Origin of the sequence: Acinetobacter sp. NBRC 110496 (assembly GCF_000876115.1) — a bacterium.
Lineage (GTDB): Bacteria > Pseudomonadota > Gammaproteobacteria > Pseudomonadales > Moraxellaceae > Acinetobacter.
This window is the reverse complement of sequence record NZ_BBTF01000015.1, coordinates 1-17,833: the sequence shown is the minus strand read 5'-3', so window position 1 is coordinate 17,833 and position 17,833 is coordinate 1. Positions and strand designations below refer to the sequence as shown.

Annotated in this window: 17 protein-coding genes and 1 riboswitch; of the genes, 7 read left to right on the top strand and 10 right to left on the bottom strand. The window is 42.7% G+C overall.

The window, feature by feature from the left end; translation table 11 throughout:
- The first annotated feature begins 249 nt into the window (after positions 1-249).
- The 3 genes from Aba26S_RS09440 to Aba26S_RS09430 all read left to right on the top strand — a co-directional run bounded on the left by Aba26S_RS09440 (position 250) and on the right by Aba26S_RS09430 (position 2,532).
- Positions 250-885 (top strand): peroxiredoxin, encoded by a 636-nt coding sequence (locus tag Aba26S_RS09440; RefSeq protein WP_005244172.1) that lies wholly within the window; start codon positions 250-252, stop codon positions 883-885.
- Positions 886-1,136: 251 nt separating this feature from the next.
- Positions 1,137-1,946: an MBL fold metallo-hydrolase gene (locus tag Aba26S_RS09435; protein ID WP_043971663.1), complete on the top strand. Its 810-nt coding sequence runs from the start codon at positions 1,137-1,139 to the stop codon at positions 1,944-1,946.
- A 1-nt stretch (position 1,947) separates the two neighbouring features.
- Positions 1,948-2,532 (top strand): dual specificity protein phosphatase family protein, encoded by a 585-nt coding sequence (locus Aba26S_RS09430; protein ID WP_043971723.1) that lies wholly within the window; start codon positions 1,948-1,950, stop codon positions 2,530-2,532.
- Between the two features lie 23 nt (positions 2,533-2,555).
- Here Aba26S_RS09430 and Aba26S_RS09425 read toward each other — a convergent pair whose 3' ends face one another.
- Genes Aba26S_RS09425 through trpA form a run of 4 tightly spaced genes read right to left on the bottom strand, consistent with a single transcriptional unit; the run spans position 2,556 to position 6,590 of the window.
- Positions 2,556-3,620 carry an SPOR domain-containing protein gene (locus Aba26S_RS09425; RefSeq protein WP_005244177.1) on the bottom strand — a complete coding sequence of 355 codons (1,065 nt, stop codon included), beginning with the start codon at positions 3,618-3,620 and terminating at the stop codon, positions 2,556-2,558.
- On the bottom strand, positions 3,611-4,897 hold the full coding sequence (gene folC, locus Aba26S_RS09420) for a bifunctional tetrahydrofolate synthase/dihydrofolate synthase (RefSeq protein WP_043971660.1): 1,287 nt from the start codon (positions 4,895-4,897) through the stop codon (positions 3,611-3,613). Before folC ends, Aba26S_RS09425 begins: the two co-directional genes overlap by 10 nt.
- Positions 4,894-5,790 carry an acetyl-CoA carboxylase, carboxyltransferase subunit beta gene (gene accD / locus Aba26S_RS09415; protein WP_005244181.1) on the bottom strand — a complete coding sequence of 299 codons (897 nt, stop codon included), beginning with the start codon at positions 5,788-5,790 and terminating at the stop codon, positions 4,894-4,896. Before accD ends, folC begins: the two co-directional genes overlap by 4 nt.
- On the bottom strand, positions 5,787-6,590 hold the full coding sequence (gene trpA / locus Aba26S_RS09410; protein WP_043971658.1) for a tryptophan synthase subunit alpha: 804 nt from the start codon (positions 6,588-6,590) through the stop codon (positions 5,787-5,789). The genes accD and trpA overlap by 4 nt, the downstream gene beginning before the upstream one ends.
- A 277-nt stretch (positions 6,591-6,867) precedes the next feature.
- On the opposite strand from trpA, the gene Aba26S_RS09405 reads away from it, so the two are divergent.
- Positions 6,868-8,199: a Na+/H+ antiporter NhaC family protein gene (locus Aba26S_RS09405; protein ID WP_043971655.1), complete on the top strand. Its 1,332-nt coding sequence runs from the start codon at positions 6,868-6,870 to the stop codon at positions 8,197-8,199.
- 303 nt (positions 8,200-8,502) lie between these two features.
- Here Aba26S_RS09405 and Aba26S_RS09400 read toward each other — a convergent pair whose 3' ends face one another.
- Positions 8,503-9,525: an AraC family transcriptional regulator gene (locus Aba26S_RS09400; RefSeq protein ID WP_005244190.1), complete on the bottom strand. Its 1,023-nt coding sequence runs from the start codon at positions 9,523-9,525 to the stop codon at positions 8,503-8,505.
- 116 nt (positions 9,526-9,641) lie between these two features.
- Between Aba26S_RS09400 and Aba26S_RS09395 the strand changes: the two genes are divergently transcribed.
- Entirely contained in the window at positions 9,642-10,517 is an 876-nt protein-coding gene (locus Aba26S_RS09395; RefSeq protein WP_005244192.1) for a metal-dependent hydrolase, read from the top strand.
- A 52-nt stretch (positions 10,518-10,569) separates the two neighbouring features.
- Here Aba26S_RS09395 and Aba26S_RS09390 read toward each other — a convergent pair whose 3' ends face one another.
- Complete coding sequence (locus Aba26S_RS09390) at positions 10,570-11,565, bottom strand: DUF2804 domain-containing protein (protein WP_043971652.1); 996 nt, start codon at positions 11,563-11,565, stop codon at positions 10,570-10,572.
- Between the two features lie 214 nt (positions 11,566-11,779).
- Here Aba26S_RS09390 and Aba26S_RS09385 point away from each other — a divergent pair, with 214 nt between their 5' ends.
- On the top strand, positions 11,780-13,558 hold the full coding sequence (locus Aba26S_RS09385) for a bifunctional UDP-sugar hydrolase/5'-nucleotidase (protein WP_005244195.1): 1,779 nt from the start codon (positions 11,780-11,782) through the stop codon (positions 13,556-13,558).
- Between the two features lie 94 nt (positions 13,559-13,652).
- On the opposite strand, the gene Aba26S_RS09380 is transcribed toward Aba26S_RS09385, so the two are convergent.
- The 4 genes from Aba26S_RS09380 to Aba26S_RS09365 all read right to left on the bottom strand — a co-directional run bounded on the left by Aba26S_RS09380 (position 13,653) and on the right by Aba26S_RS09365 (position 16,415).
- Complete coding sequence (locus Aba26S_RS09380; protein ID WP_043971651.1) at positions 13,653-13,859, bottom strand: hypothetical protein; 207 nt, start codon at positions 13,857-13,859, stop codon at positions 13,653-13,655.
- 152 nt (positions 13,860-14,011) lie between these two features.
- A complete protein-coding gene (locus Aba26S_RS09375; protein WP_043971648.1) occupies positions 14,012-14,521 on the bottom strand; it encodes a DUF1543 domain-containing protein in 510 nt (169 codons plus the stop codon).
- A gap of 9 nt (positions 14,522-14,530) precedes the next feature.
- Complete coding sequence (gene trpB, locus Aba26S_RS09370) at positions 14,531-15,775, bottom strand: tryptophan synthase subunit beta (protein ID WP_005244201.1); 1,245 nt, start codon at positions 15,773-15,775, stop codon at positions 14,531-14,533.
- Positions 15,756-16,415 (bottom strand): phosphoribosylanthranilate isomerase, encoded by a 660-nt coding sequence (locus tag Aba26S_RS09365; RefSeq protein WP_043971645.1) that lies wholly within the window; start codon positions 16,413-16,415, stop codon positions 15,756-15,758. Before Aba26S_RS09365 ends, trpB begins: the two co-directional genes overlap by 20 nt.
- A gap of 119 nt (positions 16,416-16,534) precedes the next feature.
- Positions 16,535-16,749, top strand: a riboswitch (cobalamin riboswitch).
- A gap of 36 nt (positions 16,750-16,785) precedes the next feature.
- Here Aba26S_RS09365 and Aba26S_RS09360 point away from each other — a divergent pair.
- On the top strand, positions 16,786-17,833 hold a 1,048-nt coding region (locus Aba26S_RS09360; protein ID WP_043971643.1), incomplete at its 3' end, for a TonB-dependent receptor.

The following is a 17,833-nucleotide window of genomic DNA, read 5'->3' as shown; positions in this document are numbered from 1 at the left end:
TGCATTCAAACAGGCAAAAAAATCTGCGAGGCGATTCTGACGTCACATCACTAAAGATGCGTTAATGTAGCAAATTTGCATTTAACTTACATCGATTTGAATGTGAATTTCTGCTCATTTTTTAACAAGATCAATAATCAATATCTCAAAAGTTCATAATAAAATACAAAAACAATAATTTTATTTATAAAGTAGATCCTGCATATTGGAAACAGATAGAAAACATAAAGAATGTATAGAGGACTGATCATGACATTACGTTTAGGCGATACTGCCCCGAATTTCCAGCAACAATCAAGCCAAGGCGACATTGATTTCTATGGCTTTTTAGGTGATAGCTGGGGAATCCTTTTTTCCCATCCTGCGGACTACACCCCAGTCTGTACCACCGAACTCGGCTACACTGCAAAGTTAAAAGATGAGTTTGACAAGCGCGGCGTAAAAGCCATTGCCCTTTCAGTGGATGATGTCGAATCACATAAAGGCTGGATTCAGGACATTAATGAAACACAAAATACCACAGTTAATTTCCCGATCATTGCCGACAAAGATCGCAAGGTGTCTGAACTATATGGATTTATTCACCCAAATGCCAGTGAGACCTTAACTGTACGTTCATTGGTGATTATTGATCCAAATAAAAAAGTGCGTTTGATTATTACCTACCCAGCTTCAACAGGTCGTAACTTTAATGAAGTGCTGCGTGTCGTCGACTCACTACAGTTAACCGATAACCACAAAGTGGCAACACCAGCGAACTGGCAGCAAGGTGAAGATGTGGTGATTGTGCCTTCATTGAAAGATGAAGAAGAAATCAAACAACGTTTTCCGAAAGGCTATAAAGCCGTCAAACCTTATCTAAGACTCACGCCCCAGCCTGAGTGAGGATCAAACGAGCAACGCTCGTTCCTGAGAAGCGACTGAAGCTTCGCAAGAAGATGAACAGCTTTGCTGTGAGTTAAGAAATTAAAGCGCAATCGCATCTGTAATAAATAAATCCAATCAAGATTGAATAACATGCATCTCAGCCTATTCTCTGAATAGGCTTTTTCTGTACCGCTTAAATTTATTTTGGTATTTTTTTAATCAATACGTTATAAGAATAATTCGATCCGCTACAGAATAAAAACAGCATCATGATCTATAACATTCACCATCTTCATTGCGGAAGTTTTTGTCCAGTCTGCGCTCCCCTGTTTGGACAAACGGGCTGGAAAGCCCACTTGGTCTGCCATTGCCTCTTGGTTGAAACGGATCAAGGCTTGGTATTGATTGATACAGGCTTAGGTACACAAGATTATTTACATACCGAACAACGCTTAGGCCGTTTACTGAAACAATTCGGTTCGATTGTGCCGAATCTCAAACTGACCGCCATTCAGCAAATTCAGCAACTCGGTTTTAACCCAAGTGATGTCAGACATATTTTTGTGACTAATCTGGATTTTGACCATGCTGGTGGAATTTCCGATTTCCCCAATGCGACCATACATCTCTTAGCTGCGGAGTTTAATGCCACCCAATTACTCACAACTAAGGGAAAATTGCGCTATAAAACAGAACAATTTAAACAGCATCGTCATTGGAACTTTGCTGAACACAACGATGGCGAGCCATGGTTTAACCTGCAAAAAGTCCAAGGGCTTCCTTTATTTCACGATGAGATTTTAATGATTCCCCTAATCGGGCATACGGCTGGGCACTGTGGCATTGCGATCAAAAAATTGGATGGTTGGATGTTATTTTGTGGTGATGCCTACTACACCCATCTGGAGCTCAATCCGAAAAATAAATTGAGAGCCCTCAACCTGACTGAACGTTTATTGGCTGAAGATAACCGACTGCGTTTGCACAACCTCAAACAGTTACAATATCTCGCTCAACAAGAGCCAAGCATTGAGTTAATTTGTGCGCATGATCCAGTCGAATTCAATCGTTATCAATAATATGAAAACAACGCTCATTACCGTTACGCTCATTTCAATACTTAGCTTAGGTGGATGTATGAAACATCCTAGCCTAGATGGTGAGCAACGTCCTAAAAACTGGGGAACGCTCATTTCACCAACGCATAATTTTTATCAAATTAGCAATGATGTGTTCCGCAGTGACCAACCCAGTAATGAATTGATCCCTATTTTGAAGAAATATAAAATTGAGACCGTCATTAATCTACGCTCTAGAAATGAAGATGCCAAAGTTTTAAAAGATCAACCTTTTAATCTGGTGCATATTCCCATTTATACTTGGGCGATCAATCGTGAAGACTTATTAGAAGCAATGCGTGCCATTCAAACGGCCAAACAAAATAATCAAAAAGTATTGGTACATTGCTATCACGGTTCTGATCGTACTGGGGCAACCATTGCCATGTACCGTATTATTTTTGAAAACTGGTCCATTGATGAGGCAGTGAAAGAAATGAAACAAGGTGGTTACGGCTTCCATGTGATCTGGAAAAACATTGATCCTTTATTCAGCCCTGAAAATGTAAAATGGATTCAACAACAACTGTCGAACCCATCTTCTTAGTCCACGAACCCAAAGAGTCTTACTTATCGCTGGTCAAGTGGAACCCAGTCAATCACCCAAGCCGATTTCATATTCAAGCTTTCATCAGAAGTAATCTTCTTACGGGTTGCATCCGCAATATCACGATCTTTGGCTGGGCCAACCATAATGCGAATTCCTTTCGAAGTCGGACTAGTAGTTACTTTATAGCCTTTAGCACGTAATTTAGACACCACAGCATCGGCATTGGCTTGGTTCGCAGCCAATGCGACTTGCACCATCCATTTCTTATCGCCATTTTCCATCAGATCTCGTGCTTTTTCTGCTTCAGCCTTTTTCTCTGCTTCGGCTTTACGCTTGTCCTCTGCTGCTTTCTTGTCTGCTTCGGCTTTACGCTTGTCTTCTGCTGCTTTCTTGTCTGCTTCAGCCTTACGTTTTTCCTCTGCTGCTTTCTTCTCAGCTTCAGCCTTACGTTTGTCTTCCGCCGCTTTCTTATCAGCTTCAGCCTTACGTTTTTCCTCTGCTGCTTTCTTCTCAGCTTCAGCCTTACGTTTGTCTTCGGCTAACTTCTTGTCAGTATCAGATTTCTGCTGATCATTTTTTTGCTGTTCAATTCGCTTCTTTTCATCGGCTTTACGTTTGTCTTCTGCAAGGCGCTGTGCCTTGGCTTTTTCATCTTCAACAAGCTCTGGTGGAATATTGTCTGAACTTTCCTGAGCCGCTGCTCGACGCGCGTTAATCGCCGCGTATTCCTCTGCCGCCTTACGTGCTGCCGCTGCTTCCGCTTGCTGCTGCATCTTTAAAAATTCAGCAGCACGTGCTTCTTGTTCTGCAACCGCTTTTTCACGCGAACGGCGTTGTTCTTCCAGCAAACGTTTTTCAGTTTCAACATCAACGGCCAAAGGCTGTAATGACACCATTTCACTGTCTTGAGCAGGCTGAGCTGTTTTCGGCTTAGACTCTGTTTTGGGAATCGGATGAGTAACGGGCGCGTGAGTCTGATCTTGCTCTATTTCTTGATTACCTTTCAGAAGTAATGCTGCCAATAAAACACCACCACCTAATAGAACAACGCCACCCATCCAGCGTTGCTTGTTATTCATCGACATTCTTCTAAATACTCCCAGACCGCTTCTAAAGTATGAAACGAACCACAGACTAAAATCAGCTGATTGTTATGACCTTGTTTCAGCGCAGTTTCAAACGCTTGCTGGATACTGCCAAACTCATACACCTGTTGCCCTTGCAATGCTTCTTGGATTTGCTGCACTGGAGCGGCTCTAGGCACATCTAAATTAGCAATAAACCAATCTTTTACTGTTGTTTTTAGTAAATCAGTGACCGAAGGAATGTCTTTATCAGCCAACATTGAAAATACAGCAACAACTTCTGTGTACTGTTTATTGTATTTTAAGAATTTTCGCAACTGCTTCAATAAAAATTCGACGCCATGTGCATTGTGGCCTGCATCAAAAATCACAGTTTTATCTTGAATCTGGCGTATTTCAAAACGGCCTTGCAAGCGAGCCTGTTGAATACCAGTGGTAATTGCTGCTTGAGAAACCTCAACTCCACTCACCAATACCGCAGCCACAGCAGTTGAAATATTTTCTAGCGCAAGCTGACCAACAGGAAGTTTTAAAGTTGTACCCGACGATGCAAATGACCATGTTTCGCCGTCATCATTGAGCTGATAAAAATAATCACGATCTAAGGCGTATAATTGCGCTTGGGCATCATTCACTTTATCTTGAATAGCTTGTGGAAGTTGCTGCTGCCCCGCAAATACCACTGGAATATTTGGACGGATAATGCCAGCTTTCTCAAATGCAATTTTTTCAACGGTATCACCCAACCAATCAACATGGTCTAAGCCAATGTTGGTAATCACGGCAATATCAGGGTCAATCACATTGACGACATCAAGACGGCCACCCAGACCAACTTCGAGTACCCAGACATCACATTGTTGTTGTTTAAAAATAACAAAAGCAGCCAACGTGGTTGCTTCAAAAAAAGAAAGACTTAATCCACATTCACGACGGGCCTGATCGACTACAACAAACGCATCTACCAGACTTTGGTCATCGACCTCTGCACCTGCCAGCTTTACCCGTTCATTAAAACGGTAAATATGCGGCGATTGGTAAAGACCGACTTTATAACCTTGTGCATTTAAAATCGCAGCTAAAGTGGTTGTGGTTGAGCCTTTGCCATTGGTACCTGCAACAGTAAATACTTTGGCCTTAGGTTGCATTACATCCAACTTTTCAGCAACAGGAATAACGCGTTCTAAACCTAAATCAATGCCTGTAACGTGAACATGGCCCCAATAATCGAGCCATGTTGTTAATGTATCTATTGCATGTGGAGCGAGTGGTTTCAAGGTAAATTCATCAGCTTAGCGACAAGTCTGTATACAGTATCACGTAATGCATGACGATGAACAATTTGATCGACCACACCATGATCAAGCAAGTATTCTGCACGTTGGAATGGTTCTTCCAGTTTTTCACGCACAGTTTGTTCGATGACACGTTTGCCTGCAAAGCCAATCATGGCTTTCGGTTCAGCAATATGGACATCACCGAGCATGGCCAATGAAGCGGTCACGCCGCCATATACAGGATGAGTCAATACCACGACATAAGGAACACGGGCATCTTTCATTTTCTGGATTGCCGCAGCAGTACGCGCCATTTGCATCAAAGACAACATGCCTTCCTGCATACGTGCACCGCCCGAAGCAGCAAAACAGATCATCGGTTGATGTAAGGCAATCGCACGCTCAGCGGCTTGTACAAAACGGTCACCAACCACAGTTCCCATTGAACCTGCCATAAAATCAAACTCAAAGGCACACGCAATGAGATCTAGACCTTTTAAAGAGCCCTGCATCACCACAAGTGCTTCGGTTTCATCGGTTTTGTCTTGTGCTTCACGAATACGATCTGGATAAGGTTTGCTATCTACAAACTTTAAGGGATCTTTGGCTCCAAACTCTTGACCTAGCTCAGCGTTGACCTGATCAAAGAACCAGTTCAAACGATCGCGCGCACGCATATGTAAGTGCTCATCGCACTGTGGACACACATAAGCATTAAATGACATTGCAGTACGTGTCACTAATGCATGGCATTCTGGACACTCAATCGTTGGCTCAGTAAAGGTCGCTTTGAATGTCTGCTGTTGATCTGCAACCTGAATACCAGGGACATGACGTTCCGTCCAAGGTGTTGAAGGGTTAAGGACCTTCCCTGATGTTAATTCTTGACTCATACTAACTCATCGAGCGCAGCTCGAAGCTCCTTCACTTTATTCACCGTCTGTTGCGCAGCTTGATCGGCTGGCAATGTCGCAAAAGATTTAACGAAAGCACTTCCTACAATCACGGCATCAGCAACCTGACCCATCGCTTTTGCAGACGCTGCATCACTAATTCCAAAACCGACGCCCACTGGCACATTGGTCTTAGACTTAATTTTTGCAATACGTGCTGCAGCTTCGGAGGTATCTAGAGTGGCTGCACCAGTGACACCTTTCAGTGACACGTAGTAAACAAAGCCACTGGCTTGATTGACCACATGCTGGATACGTTGATCGGTTGAGGTTGGCGCAAGCAAGAAGATCTGATCCATTCCATTTTGTTTAAGAACTTCACCTAATTGTTCTGACTCTTCTGGCGGCAAGTCCACCAAAAGTACACCATCAACACCACAGTCTTTCGCATAAGCCACAAACTTTTCATAACCAATCACTTCGACAGGATTTAAATATCCCATCAAAACAACAGGTGTCGTTTGATCTTTTTCACGAAAGGCTTTCACCATATCCAATGCATCTAAAGTACTGGTTCCACCTGCCAAAGCACGCTCAGCGGCTAAAGCAATCACAGGACCATCTGCCATTGGGTCAGAAAATGGAAGACCCAGTTCAATGACATCGACCCCTGCGTCCACCATTTGATGGAGTAAGGGAACAGTCACCTGTGGATGCGGATCACCTGCCATCACATAAGAAACAAGCGCTTTACGTTGCTGAGATTTAAGCTGTTCAAAACGAGTGGCAAGACGTGACATAGGATTATGCTTTCCTTGATTTATATAAATTGAGGAGTTGTTTGTAGTCATACAAAAACACTGCATTGTAACGCTATTTTTTGTTCATTGAACAGAGTTTGACGTGATTGCGACCGTGAATCTTGCGACTTACAACGCCTCGTGTACATTTATCTATATTTTGAGTTTTTTCTCAATGATCAAAGCTTCCTAATTTCAGGCTGATTACATGACATTTTAGAAATCGGCCAAGCTCCTTTATACTAGCCGCAATTTTTAAGTTTTCTTTTTATTTTTTATGTCTGCCCACTCTCAGGAAAAAGTACAAAGCAGTGCTCTTGCTTTGCTACCGCTATTGGTATTTTTGATCATCTTTCTCGGGAGTGGTGTCTATCATTCAATGATCGGGACAGAATTTGCCTTTTATCAGGTCAAAGCACCTGTAGCCGCGATTCCAGCCGTTATTTTAGCTTTACTACTATACAAACAAAAACTCAATGCAGCCATTGAAGAATTCCTAGAAGGTGCCAGTCATCCCAATCTGATTTTAATGTTTATGGTGTTTATGCTGGCAGGAGCTTTTGCCAGTGTTTCCAGTGCCATTGGCAGTGTCGATGCAACCGTACAGTTAGGGCTGTCACTGATTTCGCCAGAATTTGTGTTACCCATGCTGTTTATCATTGCTGCGTTTATTGCGACCGCAATGGGAACCTCTATGGGCACCATTGCAGCCTGTGCCCCCATTGCCTTTGGTTTCGCCCAAGCCACAGATATTGCACCCGTCTATGCGATTGGTGCAGTCGTCGGCGGCGCCATGTTTGGCGATAACTTATCCATGATTTCAGATACCACCATTGCTGCAACCCGTAGCCAGAATGTTGAACTTCGAGATAAATTCAGGGTCAATGTCTGGATTGCACTTCCTGCCGCGATCATGACCTTGTTGGTCTATATCTTCATGAGTCATGAAGCAGAAGCGATTCAATCCAAGCCCTATGATATTTGGCTGATTCTGCCTTATGTCGCGGTATTTTTTCTTGCCTTTACCCGTTTACATGTATTAGCAGTGCTGATGATCGGCGTGATTTTATCCGGCTTGATGGGACTGATTGAAAAGCCCGATTTTGACCTGCTTAAACTGAACCGTTCGATTTATGATGGCTTTGTTGGCATGTTTGAAGTGGCATTACTTTCCATGTTGCTGGGTGGACTATCTGCCTTGATGCAAAAAGAAGGTGGTTTGCAGTGGCTGATCCAACGCATCTATGCTATTACTCGCCTATTCAAATTTGGCAAACAACGTGCTGGTGAGCTGGGCATCAGCTTTCTGGTGGTCTTTTCGAATTTATTTGTGGCCAACAATACCGTTGCGATTATTTTATCGGGTGATATGGCACGTGAAGTCGCGAAAGAATATGGGGTAGATCCAAAACGTAGTGCCGCATTACTGGATATTTTTTCTTGTGTCATTCAGGGGATTATCCCTTACGGCGCGCAGCTGCTTTTGGCCTGCTCGATTGCCAAACTGTCACCTGTTGAATTGATTGGCAATATTTATTATTGCTGGATTCTTGCGGTTTGTGCAGTGCTTGCCATTGTCTTTAATTATCCACGCCTCAAAACACGTTAAAATAATACAGCGTGTTATAAGTTCTTTATTCATCTGTTGAAATTAACAATGATCATAAGGACGTCCCTCCTAGTTCTCATCGTATTCTAGGATATGCCTTCGGCGAGTTACTTTGGTTTAGCCCAAAGTAACCAAAGGCATCCGTCATCCACATGAGGAGCGATTGAAGCTCCGCAAGGTTCATTTCTTACTTGCGTTTCACCAAAGCTTTAGTCGCTTTGGCTTACTCAGGTTGTGGATGACATTTCCGCGTATCACATTTCATACCATAATTTAAATCAAGCCTAGCGCTATATTTAAAATCTAAAGAGATTTTAAAAACTGCTTAGGCGTAACTCCTGTCCAACGCTTAAATGCCCGTCCAAACGCACTCTGATCAGCATAATTCAACCGCTCCGCAATCTCAGAAAAAGACTTCCCTTGCTGCAAATACAGCTTGCTCTGTTCCAAGCGATACTGATCCAGCACATCCTGAAAATTCAGTTCAAAGGCTTTAAGCTGACGTTGTAAAGTCCGTTCCGAACAATGCAGGCGTTTCGCGACATAACGCTGCAACAGCTCTTCCTGCTGCAATACACCTTGCTCAATAAAGGCATGTATTTTCTGACGAAATTGCTGCTGTTGAACTTCAAAAGAGCTAACACTGTTCAATGACTGCTGTGCTTGAGTCGATAACACATGGTTCAGTTGCTGATCTGCGGCAATACTCTTTGCCTTTAAAATCTGATTGGAAAAGCGAATGGCATACTGTCCTTGCTGAATTTGGATCGGACAGCCATAAAATTTCTCAAAATGATAAAGTGCTGTATGCGGTGCATAGCCAAATTGAATAATCTGCGGTGGCACTAAAGCATCTTGCACAATCGACTGCGCAATTTTAAAGATCAAGGCCAGATTAAGCTCATACATTTCCCGATAGTCGCTATAGGATGCGCTCCAAATAATTTGAATATATTCAGGATACTGTTGTACATCAAGCTGTTCTAAATTGGTTTGTTTAAACACCAAAGAATAATAACGTTGCAATAATTGCAATGCTTGCTGCAAGTCAATACTGGTCGATGCCAAATAGCCCATCAATCCCAAATCTTGTAGATTGGCATGTTCAGCCAGCACCAAAGTAATCGGACGAGTGAAGTGCGGCTGAGCGGCCTGTAGTAGTAAGGCATAGCGTTCGACATCAAAGTCTTTTTCATCTGGATTTTCTAAACAGGCTTGAAAGGCTTGCCAAAGCTCAGGTGCAACAACTTTAGACAAATCAACTTGTTCCTGTTGTAGTACGCGATTAAACAAACGCAGATATCCGATTATTATTTTAACTGACATACGCCAATCTCATCCCGATCTGTCGTTATTTGTATAAAACTTGGCTGTAACTGTCAAAACATTTCATCGGAGTTTTTCCATACTGAGTACATGAAGAAAAACAAGGAATAGTCACGATGAATGCACATGTTTCCTATCAAGTTGATCCGGTAGTCAGAACCAAACTGGACTTCCATCTCGATCAAGCACCACGCTTCTGGTTTGGAGGTGATCCGTTCCGCACCCGTATGTTTGATGCTTTAAGCCTGACCTTTCCTGATGGCGAGCGTTATTTTATTGAATGTGTCCGTTTATTCCGCGACAAAATTGATGATCCAGACTTGCAGGAACGTGTGGCTGATTTCATCCGTCAAGAAGCGCAACATGGTCTTGCCCATGACAAAATGAACCAGATCATGAAAGATCAGGGCATGCCTGTAGAACAGTTCACTGCCCGCTTAAAGAAAATCTTTCGATTTGAACTGAAAAATCGCTCTCCTCAATACAACATTGCCATGACTGCAGCAGCCGAGCATCTAACTGCACTGATGGCCGATACCTTTTACAGTAAAAAAGCAACATTGGCCGAAGCAGATCCTTTTGTCCGTGCACTTTTTGCTTGGCATGCCATCGAAGAAATGGAACATCGGGATGTGGCTTTTGATGTAATGCGAGAAGTTGGCGAAGTGCCTGAAACAACTCGTCGTTTTGCCTTGGTCTTTACTACCGTGATGATGTTTGGTTTTACCCTGTATCGTACTGATGTAATGCTCAAAACCGATGGTTTCAACTTAAGACAACGTTTTGATATGGCACGTAAAGGCTTGCCGTGGTTCTTTGGTCGTAACGGTATTTTAACCGCAAAAAGAGCGCAATATCGTGACTGGTTTAAAAAAGATTTTCATCCGAATCAGCATCCGGTGATTCGCCAATACGATGTCTGGATTGATACTTTGGCCAAAACCAATGATCCGATTGCCGCAGGTGAGGCTTTTTGGCAAGCAGGGCTTTAAATCACTTCCTTAAAAAATCCCCTTTCGATTGAGGGGATTTTTATTTTCGTTATTACCACTTCGCATAATGTTGTTCTAACAAACCATATTGGCTATCTAATACCACTAATTCGACTTGGTCATGCGCAATCGTCCCACTGACTTTGGCCTGCCATTGATTAAACTGACTGCCAATTAGGCGCAAGTTAATATTTTCAAAACGGCACCAACCTGTTTCCACTACTAGGTTTAAACAGCCACCTAATGAGCGAATCGACCAAGTATTTTCATTTTGCTGTTCGAATAGCACATCGGTTAAAGGATACAAACGCCCGTTGACCCACAAGGCATTTTCATTACCAAAACTTTCATTCACTCCTGAAGCAAGGTTCAATCCAATCCGACGATCCTGCGCATCACGGAACTGGCAAGACAACCAAAACCAAGCCGTTTCAGGACGTAGGAAACCACAGGTATCGTCTAATGCTGCAAGGCTATGCGCATTGAATTCAATCTGTTGTTGATCAGGACTCATAAAGAATCCTTCAACTGCCAGCGTGGTTTGCTTCTGGGTATAGGTCCAGCCATTAATGCCCGTCGGACTACATAAACTGAGTGCGTCGGTACCTGCGCAAAAAATCCGTGCTTTTAACTGAATTTCACCATGTTTGGTGACTTGGATATAACGCACGCCATTGGCATGCTGCATATCGAATTGATAAGCCGATTTTTTAAAAGAGCTTTGACTAAATAAAGGCTGTTCATCCAGTTGTGTTTTTAATGCCAGTGGCTGAATTGCATTCCATTCAATCACTTTTTCAGACTGATGATCATAGACATAGAAAAAGCCATGACCCGCCCAGGATAGATCGACAATTGCGACACCTATACTGTAATTTGCGTGCTGCAAACCACAGAATTTAAATTTCTTATATTTAAGTTGTTTGCGCCAGCCTTTGAGTATCTGACCATAAGGCGTTTTATAGACATAGTCATCCAAGTTAATACGAGAAGGTACTTGCTCAAAACGTCCATAACGCGGTTGACCATTGGCTTGTATTAAATCCATTTTATATTCCATGATTGCGAGGTCGCATCTACGCCCATAATAGACTGTAAGTGATCAAATTTACTACTATTTCTATATAAAGAAGTGCAACTTAATTCACATTCCCCCCGATAAATCCAAGCGATTAATAAACTTCTTTAGCTCATAATTTCATCAAAGATTCATACAGAAGTTTTATTTTAAAAAACAATCTTATACCACTCGATCAAAAAACATGACGACTCAACGACTCTTAAAAGCAAATGTACTCTGTCTCATGATGCTGGCTTTAACGGCGTGTAATGACGACAATGATAATAACCAGACACCGACCGTTGAACGCAAAAATCAAAGTATCAACATCCTTGCCTTCAATGATTTTCACGGCAATTTAGAGCCACCAAAACGCTTTATTGAAGCCGATGATCCAAGCGATAACAGCAAAACAGTACGTATCCCAGTCGGTGGGGTCAGTTATTTTGCCGATGCCATCAAAAAACTGCGTGCGCAATATCCTAACAATGCCGTCGTGTCAGCAGGTGACTTGATTAGTGCCTCACCACTCACTTCATCCCTGTTCCTAGATGAACCCACCATTGAAACCATGAATGACATTCAGATTGATTTCAATGCAGTGGGAAATCATGAGTTTGACCGAGGAACAGATGAGTTACGTCGCTTACAAAATGGTGGCTGTCAGCAGTACACCAGCGCCAAACCTTGTCAAATCAATCCAAAATTTGAGGGTGCAAAGTTTAATTTCTTGGCAGCCAATGTCTCGATGAAGGCTGATCCAAAGAAAACCTTGTTCCCTGCCTATAAAGTCAAAACTTATGGCGGTATTCCAGTTGCCTTTATCGGGATGACCTTGAAAGCTACGCCAAGTATCGTATCGGCGGCAGGAATCAAAGATGTCGACTTTCAGGATGAAGCGGATACCGTCAATGCCTTAATTCCTGAATTAAAGAAACAAGGAATTGAAGCGATTGTAGTTGTCGTGCACGAAGGTGTTGCCCCAAGTACTAAATTTAATAAGAAGACTTGCGATGGTTTAAGTGGCCCACTACTCGGTATTTTGGATCGCCTAGACCCTGCGGTTGACGTGGTGGTTTCAGGTCATACCCATCAATCATATATTTGTGATTACGCGACCAAGAATCCACAAAAACCATTCTTGCTGACTTCTGCGGGGCAATATGGCACGATTATTACCAATATTCAGTTAGAACTGGATGGCAAAACAGGTCATGTGATTAAAAAAGATGCCAAACAAGTCCCTGTTCAAAGTGAAGCCTATAGCTCTGGCGCAACCACAGTAAACTTGACCAATCTGTATGAGAAATTTAATAAAACGCCAAGCATTGAAGCGATTTTAGATAAATATCGTCAAGCAGTCACCACCATTTCAGCACGTGTGGTCGGCACAGCCAACGGTGTTATTAATCGTAATGCAACCGAAAGCGGTGAAAGTGCACTGGGTAATTTAATTGCCGATGCGCAACAAGCGATGGCTTTGAGTGCAAGTAATCAAGGTTCAGACTTTACCCTGATGAACCCAGGCGGTGTACGTGCCGATTTATTGGTGAACAGTAGCAACCAGATTACTTTTGGCGATGTTTTTACTGTACAGCCCTTCGGCAACTCGATTGTCACGGTCAGCCTGACAGGCAAACAAATTCGTGATGTGTTAGAACAACAATGGTCAGGTGCCAATACTGGAACAGTACGTATCTTGCAACCATCGAAAGAGCTCAGTTACTCCTATAAGAAAGACAGCTCGGTTTCACCACGTGCCAGCAATATTTTAGTTGCAGGACAAGCGCTCAATGACAGCAAGGTCTATCGAGTTACGGTAAATAGTTTCCTTGCCGATGGTGGTGATAACTTTACCGTCTTAAAAGAAGGGAAAAATCCAGTTGGTGGTGGGCAGGATATTGATGCGTTAGAGAAATATGTCGCTCAATATTCTCCACTAACTGCACCCAAAACAGATCGAATCAAAGTAATTCCTTGATTACACATAGAATAAAAAACAGGGAAGCCTTTGCCTCCCTGTTTTTCACTACTCGTTTAAATATATTTGAACTTTGAATAACCAAGACACTGAATTAGGCGTCATCATCACTTGCTGGTTCAGACTCCTGCTCGTCGCTATCACGATTTTCTAATTTATTTTCAGCAATTTTTGCAGCTTCATAGCCAGCAAAAGCACTTGCCGCTTTTTCTAGAAAACCCGCATCTGGATCCAATTTATCGACACCTTGTTCAGCGACAATCGCACCCGCAATTTTACCTACTTCATCTAACAGACCCATTTTTATTACTCCAAAGAGTTTTATTTGAGTTTTAAGTCTAATCGGACGAATTGTAAATAGTGCTACAAAAAAGTTGCAATTTGAGAGTGCTATATACGAGATTGGCAACGTTTTATAATTTTTTCTTAAAGTTAAGCTTTCGTTAAGAAGGATCAAATCGGTAAATAGGTATTTTCCCAAATGGTGGGGCTAAACTCGCCTTGAACCAAATGAATATAACGCCCTGCAACATGATCAATCGGGAGACAGTCATCCACATCGATCACACGATCGGTATGCGGCTTATGCCAATCCACCCCAATAAACTGCTTACCTAGCTGTTTTGCAATTATAGCATCTGTTGCAACAACCAAGTAATAATGATGCAACTCACCAAAGCTGTCCGCTGAATATCCCCCCAGATTAATCAAATAGAGCTTTTCATCCGAGGCAGAAGGCGCTGCATCAGAAAACAGAATTTGATAATTCACACCTTGCGATTGCACACCTGAAATCTGTGCCCAAGCATCGATATGTAAACCGTTGGCTTCACCAAACCAAGCTTGTTTAAGCTGTGGAATTACCTCTTGCAAAGATGTGCCTATTGCGATTACCACATCATGCACTTCAGTATTGGCTCTTGCATGCCGACCACCCAACATCACCACAAACAAACTTGGCATCGTAAAGACCTACATATCAACCATTTCAACGCCATCAATACGTGCAACCGTCATCAAGTCCTTATCACCACGACCTGAAACTGTTGCAATAATGATTTGATCTTTTGACATGGTTGGCGCAAGTTTAGTGACATAGGCCATTGCATGTGAGCTTTCAAGTGCAGGAATAATCCCTTCAATCTTGGTCAAATCACGGAAACCTTGTAAGGCTTCATCATCGTTGATTGGCACATATTCAACACGGTTCATGTCTTTTAGGAAACTGTGCTCAGGACCAACACCTGGATAATCCAAACCTGCCGAAATACTGTGAGTTTCAATGATCTGGCCTTGCGCATCCGACATCAAGTAAGTACGGTTACCATGTAATACTCCCACATGACCTGCATTTAATGGTGCAGAATGTTTACCTGTTTCAATGCCATAGCCTGCTGCTTCAACACCATACATTTTCACATCCTGATCATTCAGGAACGGATAGAACAGGCCCATCGCATTTGACCCCCCCCCCACACAAGCGACTAAAGCATCTGGCAAGCGCCCTGCTTGTTCTTGAATTTGACGGCGCGCTTCACGTCCAATAATCGATTGGAAATCACGAACCAGCTGCGGATATGGATGCGGACCAGCCACGGTACCAATCACATAATAGGTACTATCAACATTGGTGACCCAGTCACGCATTGCTTCGTTCATGGCATCTTTCAATGTTTTTGAACCACTTTGTACAGGTACCACGGTCGCACCCAGCAACCGCATACGATAGACATTCATGGCCTGACGTTTCACGTCTTCGGCACCCATGTATACTACACATTCCATCCCTAAACGTGCCGCAATCGTTGCCGTCGCCACACCATGTTGACCCGCACCCGTTTCTGCAATAATACGCTTCTTACCCGACAACTTTGCCAATAAAGCCTGACCAATGGTGTTATTAACTTTATGCGAACCAGTATGGTTCAGGTCTTCACGTTTCAGGTAAATTTGCGCACCGCCGAGGTGCTGAGACCATCGTTCAGCATAATACAGCGGACTAGGACGACCAACATAGAAGGCAAGATCACGGTCAAATTCAGCCAAGAATTGAGCATCATTCTTCATACGACCATAAAGACTTTCGAGGTCTTCAAGTGCAGCCATCAGCGTTTCTGATACAAAACGTCCACCATGAATACCGAAATGCCCTTGCGCATCTGGAAACTGGGTGTAGTCAATCACTTGATTTTTTTGACTAAGGCTTTGCTGATCCACGTTGGACTCCTTGCATAAATTTTTCAATCAGTTGTTGGTCTTTTATACCTTTTGCGGACTCGACGCCTCCGCTGACATCCACAGCAAATGCCGCTGTAGTATCAATAGCTTCACTGACATTTTCAGGGGTTAAGCCCCCTGCCAAGATAAGTGGAATTTCAAGTTGTGGAAATTGATTCCAGTCAAAACTGTGCCCTGTGCCACCTTTCAATTCAGGATGCCATGCATCCAACAGCACTGCACTGGCACCTGCGGACTGATAACGTTGAATTTCAGCCACCACATTCAAGTCTGGTTTAACCTGAATGGCCTTATACCAGCGACGTTTGCATTGTGCTGCAATTTGTTGGCATTGTTCAGGTGTTTCATCACCATGTAGTTGTAATACATCCAAAGGAACTGAATCAAGCACCGTCTGTATTTCTTTAGCGCTGGCATTTACAAATAAGCCGACCAACTGTACGTAGGGCGGCACCAGCTCTGCCAAGGTTTTTGCCTGCTCAATGCTGACATGACGTGGGCTCGATGGAAAGAAGACAAAGCCAATCGCATCTGCACCTGACTCGACAACGGCATGGATATCTTGTGCTCGGGTAATTCCACAAATCTTGGCGCGGGTTCGCATTTGGCTTTGGCGCATGGGCTGTCCAATTTAAACTGAATATTTTTGAAACTTTGGCATTGTAATGCAATTTGACCCACTTTGGGCAAAGTTCATTCGGAATTGCAATTGTTTAAAAAACGTTAACACTTTATACTTTGCGTAATCTTGCAACAAGTCTAAAGCAAATTCTTTTGCTTATAGGGAAGTTGGTGAAATTCCGACACTGCCCTCGCAACGGTAACATCGAATCACTCATCTCAGCTCAACGCCAAATCACTGCATCGGTATGATGTGGGAAGATGATGAGTAACATCATTTATTTAATGATTATAGTGAAGTCCGGAGACCTGCTTGTTGTTTATTTCCACATTATCATTCACGACGGGTGAATGTCTGGAGCGACATCATGTCTATTGCTTTTCAACCAACGCGTTTAGTTGGTGCTATCGCTATTGCGATGGGGTTTTCTTCACCAGCTTTTGCTCAAGATCAATCAAGCGATAAAACTGCAACACTAGATACGATTGTTGTGACGGCATCCCGTACTGAACAAAAAATCAGTGATGTACCTGCGCGAATCAATATCATTGAACCAAAGATTCTCGAACAATCGCCAATCGCCTCTTTGCCAGAATTATTACAAACTGATGCTTCAATCAATATGGTACAAAGTGGTGGTTATGGCCAAGCTGCCTCTATCTTTTTGCGTGGTACCAATTCAAATCACACCTTACTTTTAAGAGATGGCGTTCGCCTCAACTCAAACACATCTGGTACAGCCTCATTACCATTTATCGATACCACAGATATTAAACAGATTGAAGTATTGAAGGGCCCTGCATCAGTATTATATGGCGCTGATGCAATTGGTGGGGTTGTACAACTCATTTCAAAAACACCTGAAAAAACTTCTGCTTTTGTAACAGGTGAAATTGGTGAAAATAAAACCTATAAATCTGTGATCGGTGCAGATTTAGCAGAAAATGGTTTTTATGCACAAATTCGTGGTCAACGTTTAGAAACGGATGGTACCCCTGTAACAGATGCAAAAAACAATAAAAAAGCAAGCTTTGACCAAAAAGGTTATAGTGCAAAAGTTGGCGTTGATAAAGCGCAATATGCCGCTTCGGTGGATTACAGTGAAAACCAAGGCTACAGTGACTACGATAACTATGGTAACTTAGTTTCCCAAGACTTTAAAAATGAAGCGATCAATGTAAAAGGCCGTCTCAATGTTCTAGAAAACCTTGCAGTACATGCCCGTCTTTCACAATATAAAGATAATATCGATCAAAATACTTCTTCAGATTATGTACATAGTACAACTCAGGAAGCTGAACTCTACACAAAGTGGCAAGTTACCCCCGCTCAGAATATTTTAGTTGGCTCAACCTTTAAAGATATTAAAGGAAATGTATACTCGAAAAATTTATTTGGCGGGCAAGATGTTGATG

Bases quoted from the DNA above. Each gene is read 5' to 3' on its own strand.
- trpA (WP_043971658.1), bottom strand. From the start codon at position 6,590: ATGTCACGTCTTGCCACTCGTTTTGAACAGCTTAAATCTCAGCAACGT.
- Aba26S_RS09375 (WP_043971648.1), bottom strand. From the start codon at position 14,521: ATGCCAAGTTTGTTTGTGGTGATGTTGGGTGGTCGGCATGCAAGAGCC.
- Aba26S_RS09440 (WP_005244172.1), top strand. From the start codon at position 250: ATGACATTACGTTTAGGCGATACTGCCCCGAATTTCCAGCAACAATCA.
- Aba26S_RS09430 (WP_043971723.1), top strand. From the start codon at position 1,948: ATGAAAACAACGCTCATTACCGTTACGCTCATTTCAATACTTAGCTTA.
- Aba26S_RS09400 (WP_005244190.1), bottom strand. From the start codon at position 9,525: ATGTCAGTTAAAATAATAATCGGATATCTGCGTTTGTTTAATCGCGTA.
- Aba26S_RS09390 (WP_043971652.1), bottom strand. From the start codon at position 11,565: ATGGATTTAATACAAGCCAATGGTCAACCGCGTTATGGACGTTTTGAG.
- accD (WP_005244181.1), bottom strand. From the start codon at position 5,790: ATGAGTCAAGAATTAACATCAGGGAAGGTCCTTAACCCTTCAACACCT.
- Aba26S_RS09435 (WP_043971663.1), top strand. From the start codon at position 1,137: ATGATCTATAACATTCACCATCTTCATTGCGGAAGTTTTTGTCCAGTC.
- Aba26S_RS09380 (WP_043971651.1), bottom strand. From the start codon at position 13,859: ATGGGTCTGTTAGATGAAGTAGGTAAAATTGCGGGTGCGATTGTCGCT.
- Aba26S_RS09365 (WP_043971645.1), bottom strand. From the start codon at position 16,415: ATGCGCCAAAGCCAAATGCGAACCCGCGCCAAGATTTGTGGAATTACC.
- Aba26S_RS09425 (WP_005244177.1), bottom strand. From the start codon at position 3,620: ATGTCGATGAATAACAAGCAACGCTGGATGGGTGGCGTTGTTCTATTA.
- Aba26S_RS09405 (WP_043971655.1), top strand. From the start codon at position 6,868: ATGTCTGCCCACTCTCAGGAAAAAGTACAAAGCAGTGCTCTTGCTTTG.
- Aba26S_RS09395 (WP_005244192.1), top strand. From the start codon at position 9,642: ATGAATGCACATGTTTCCTATCAAGTTGATCCGGTAGTCAGAACCAAA.
- Aba26S_RS09385 (WP_005244195.1), top strand. From the start codon at position 11,780: ATGACGACTCAACGACTCTTAAAAGCAAATGTACTCTGTCTCATGATG.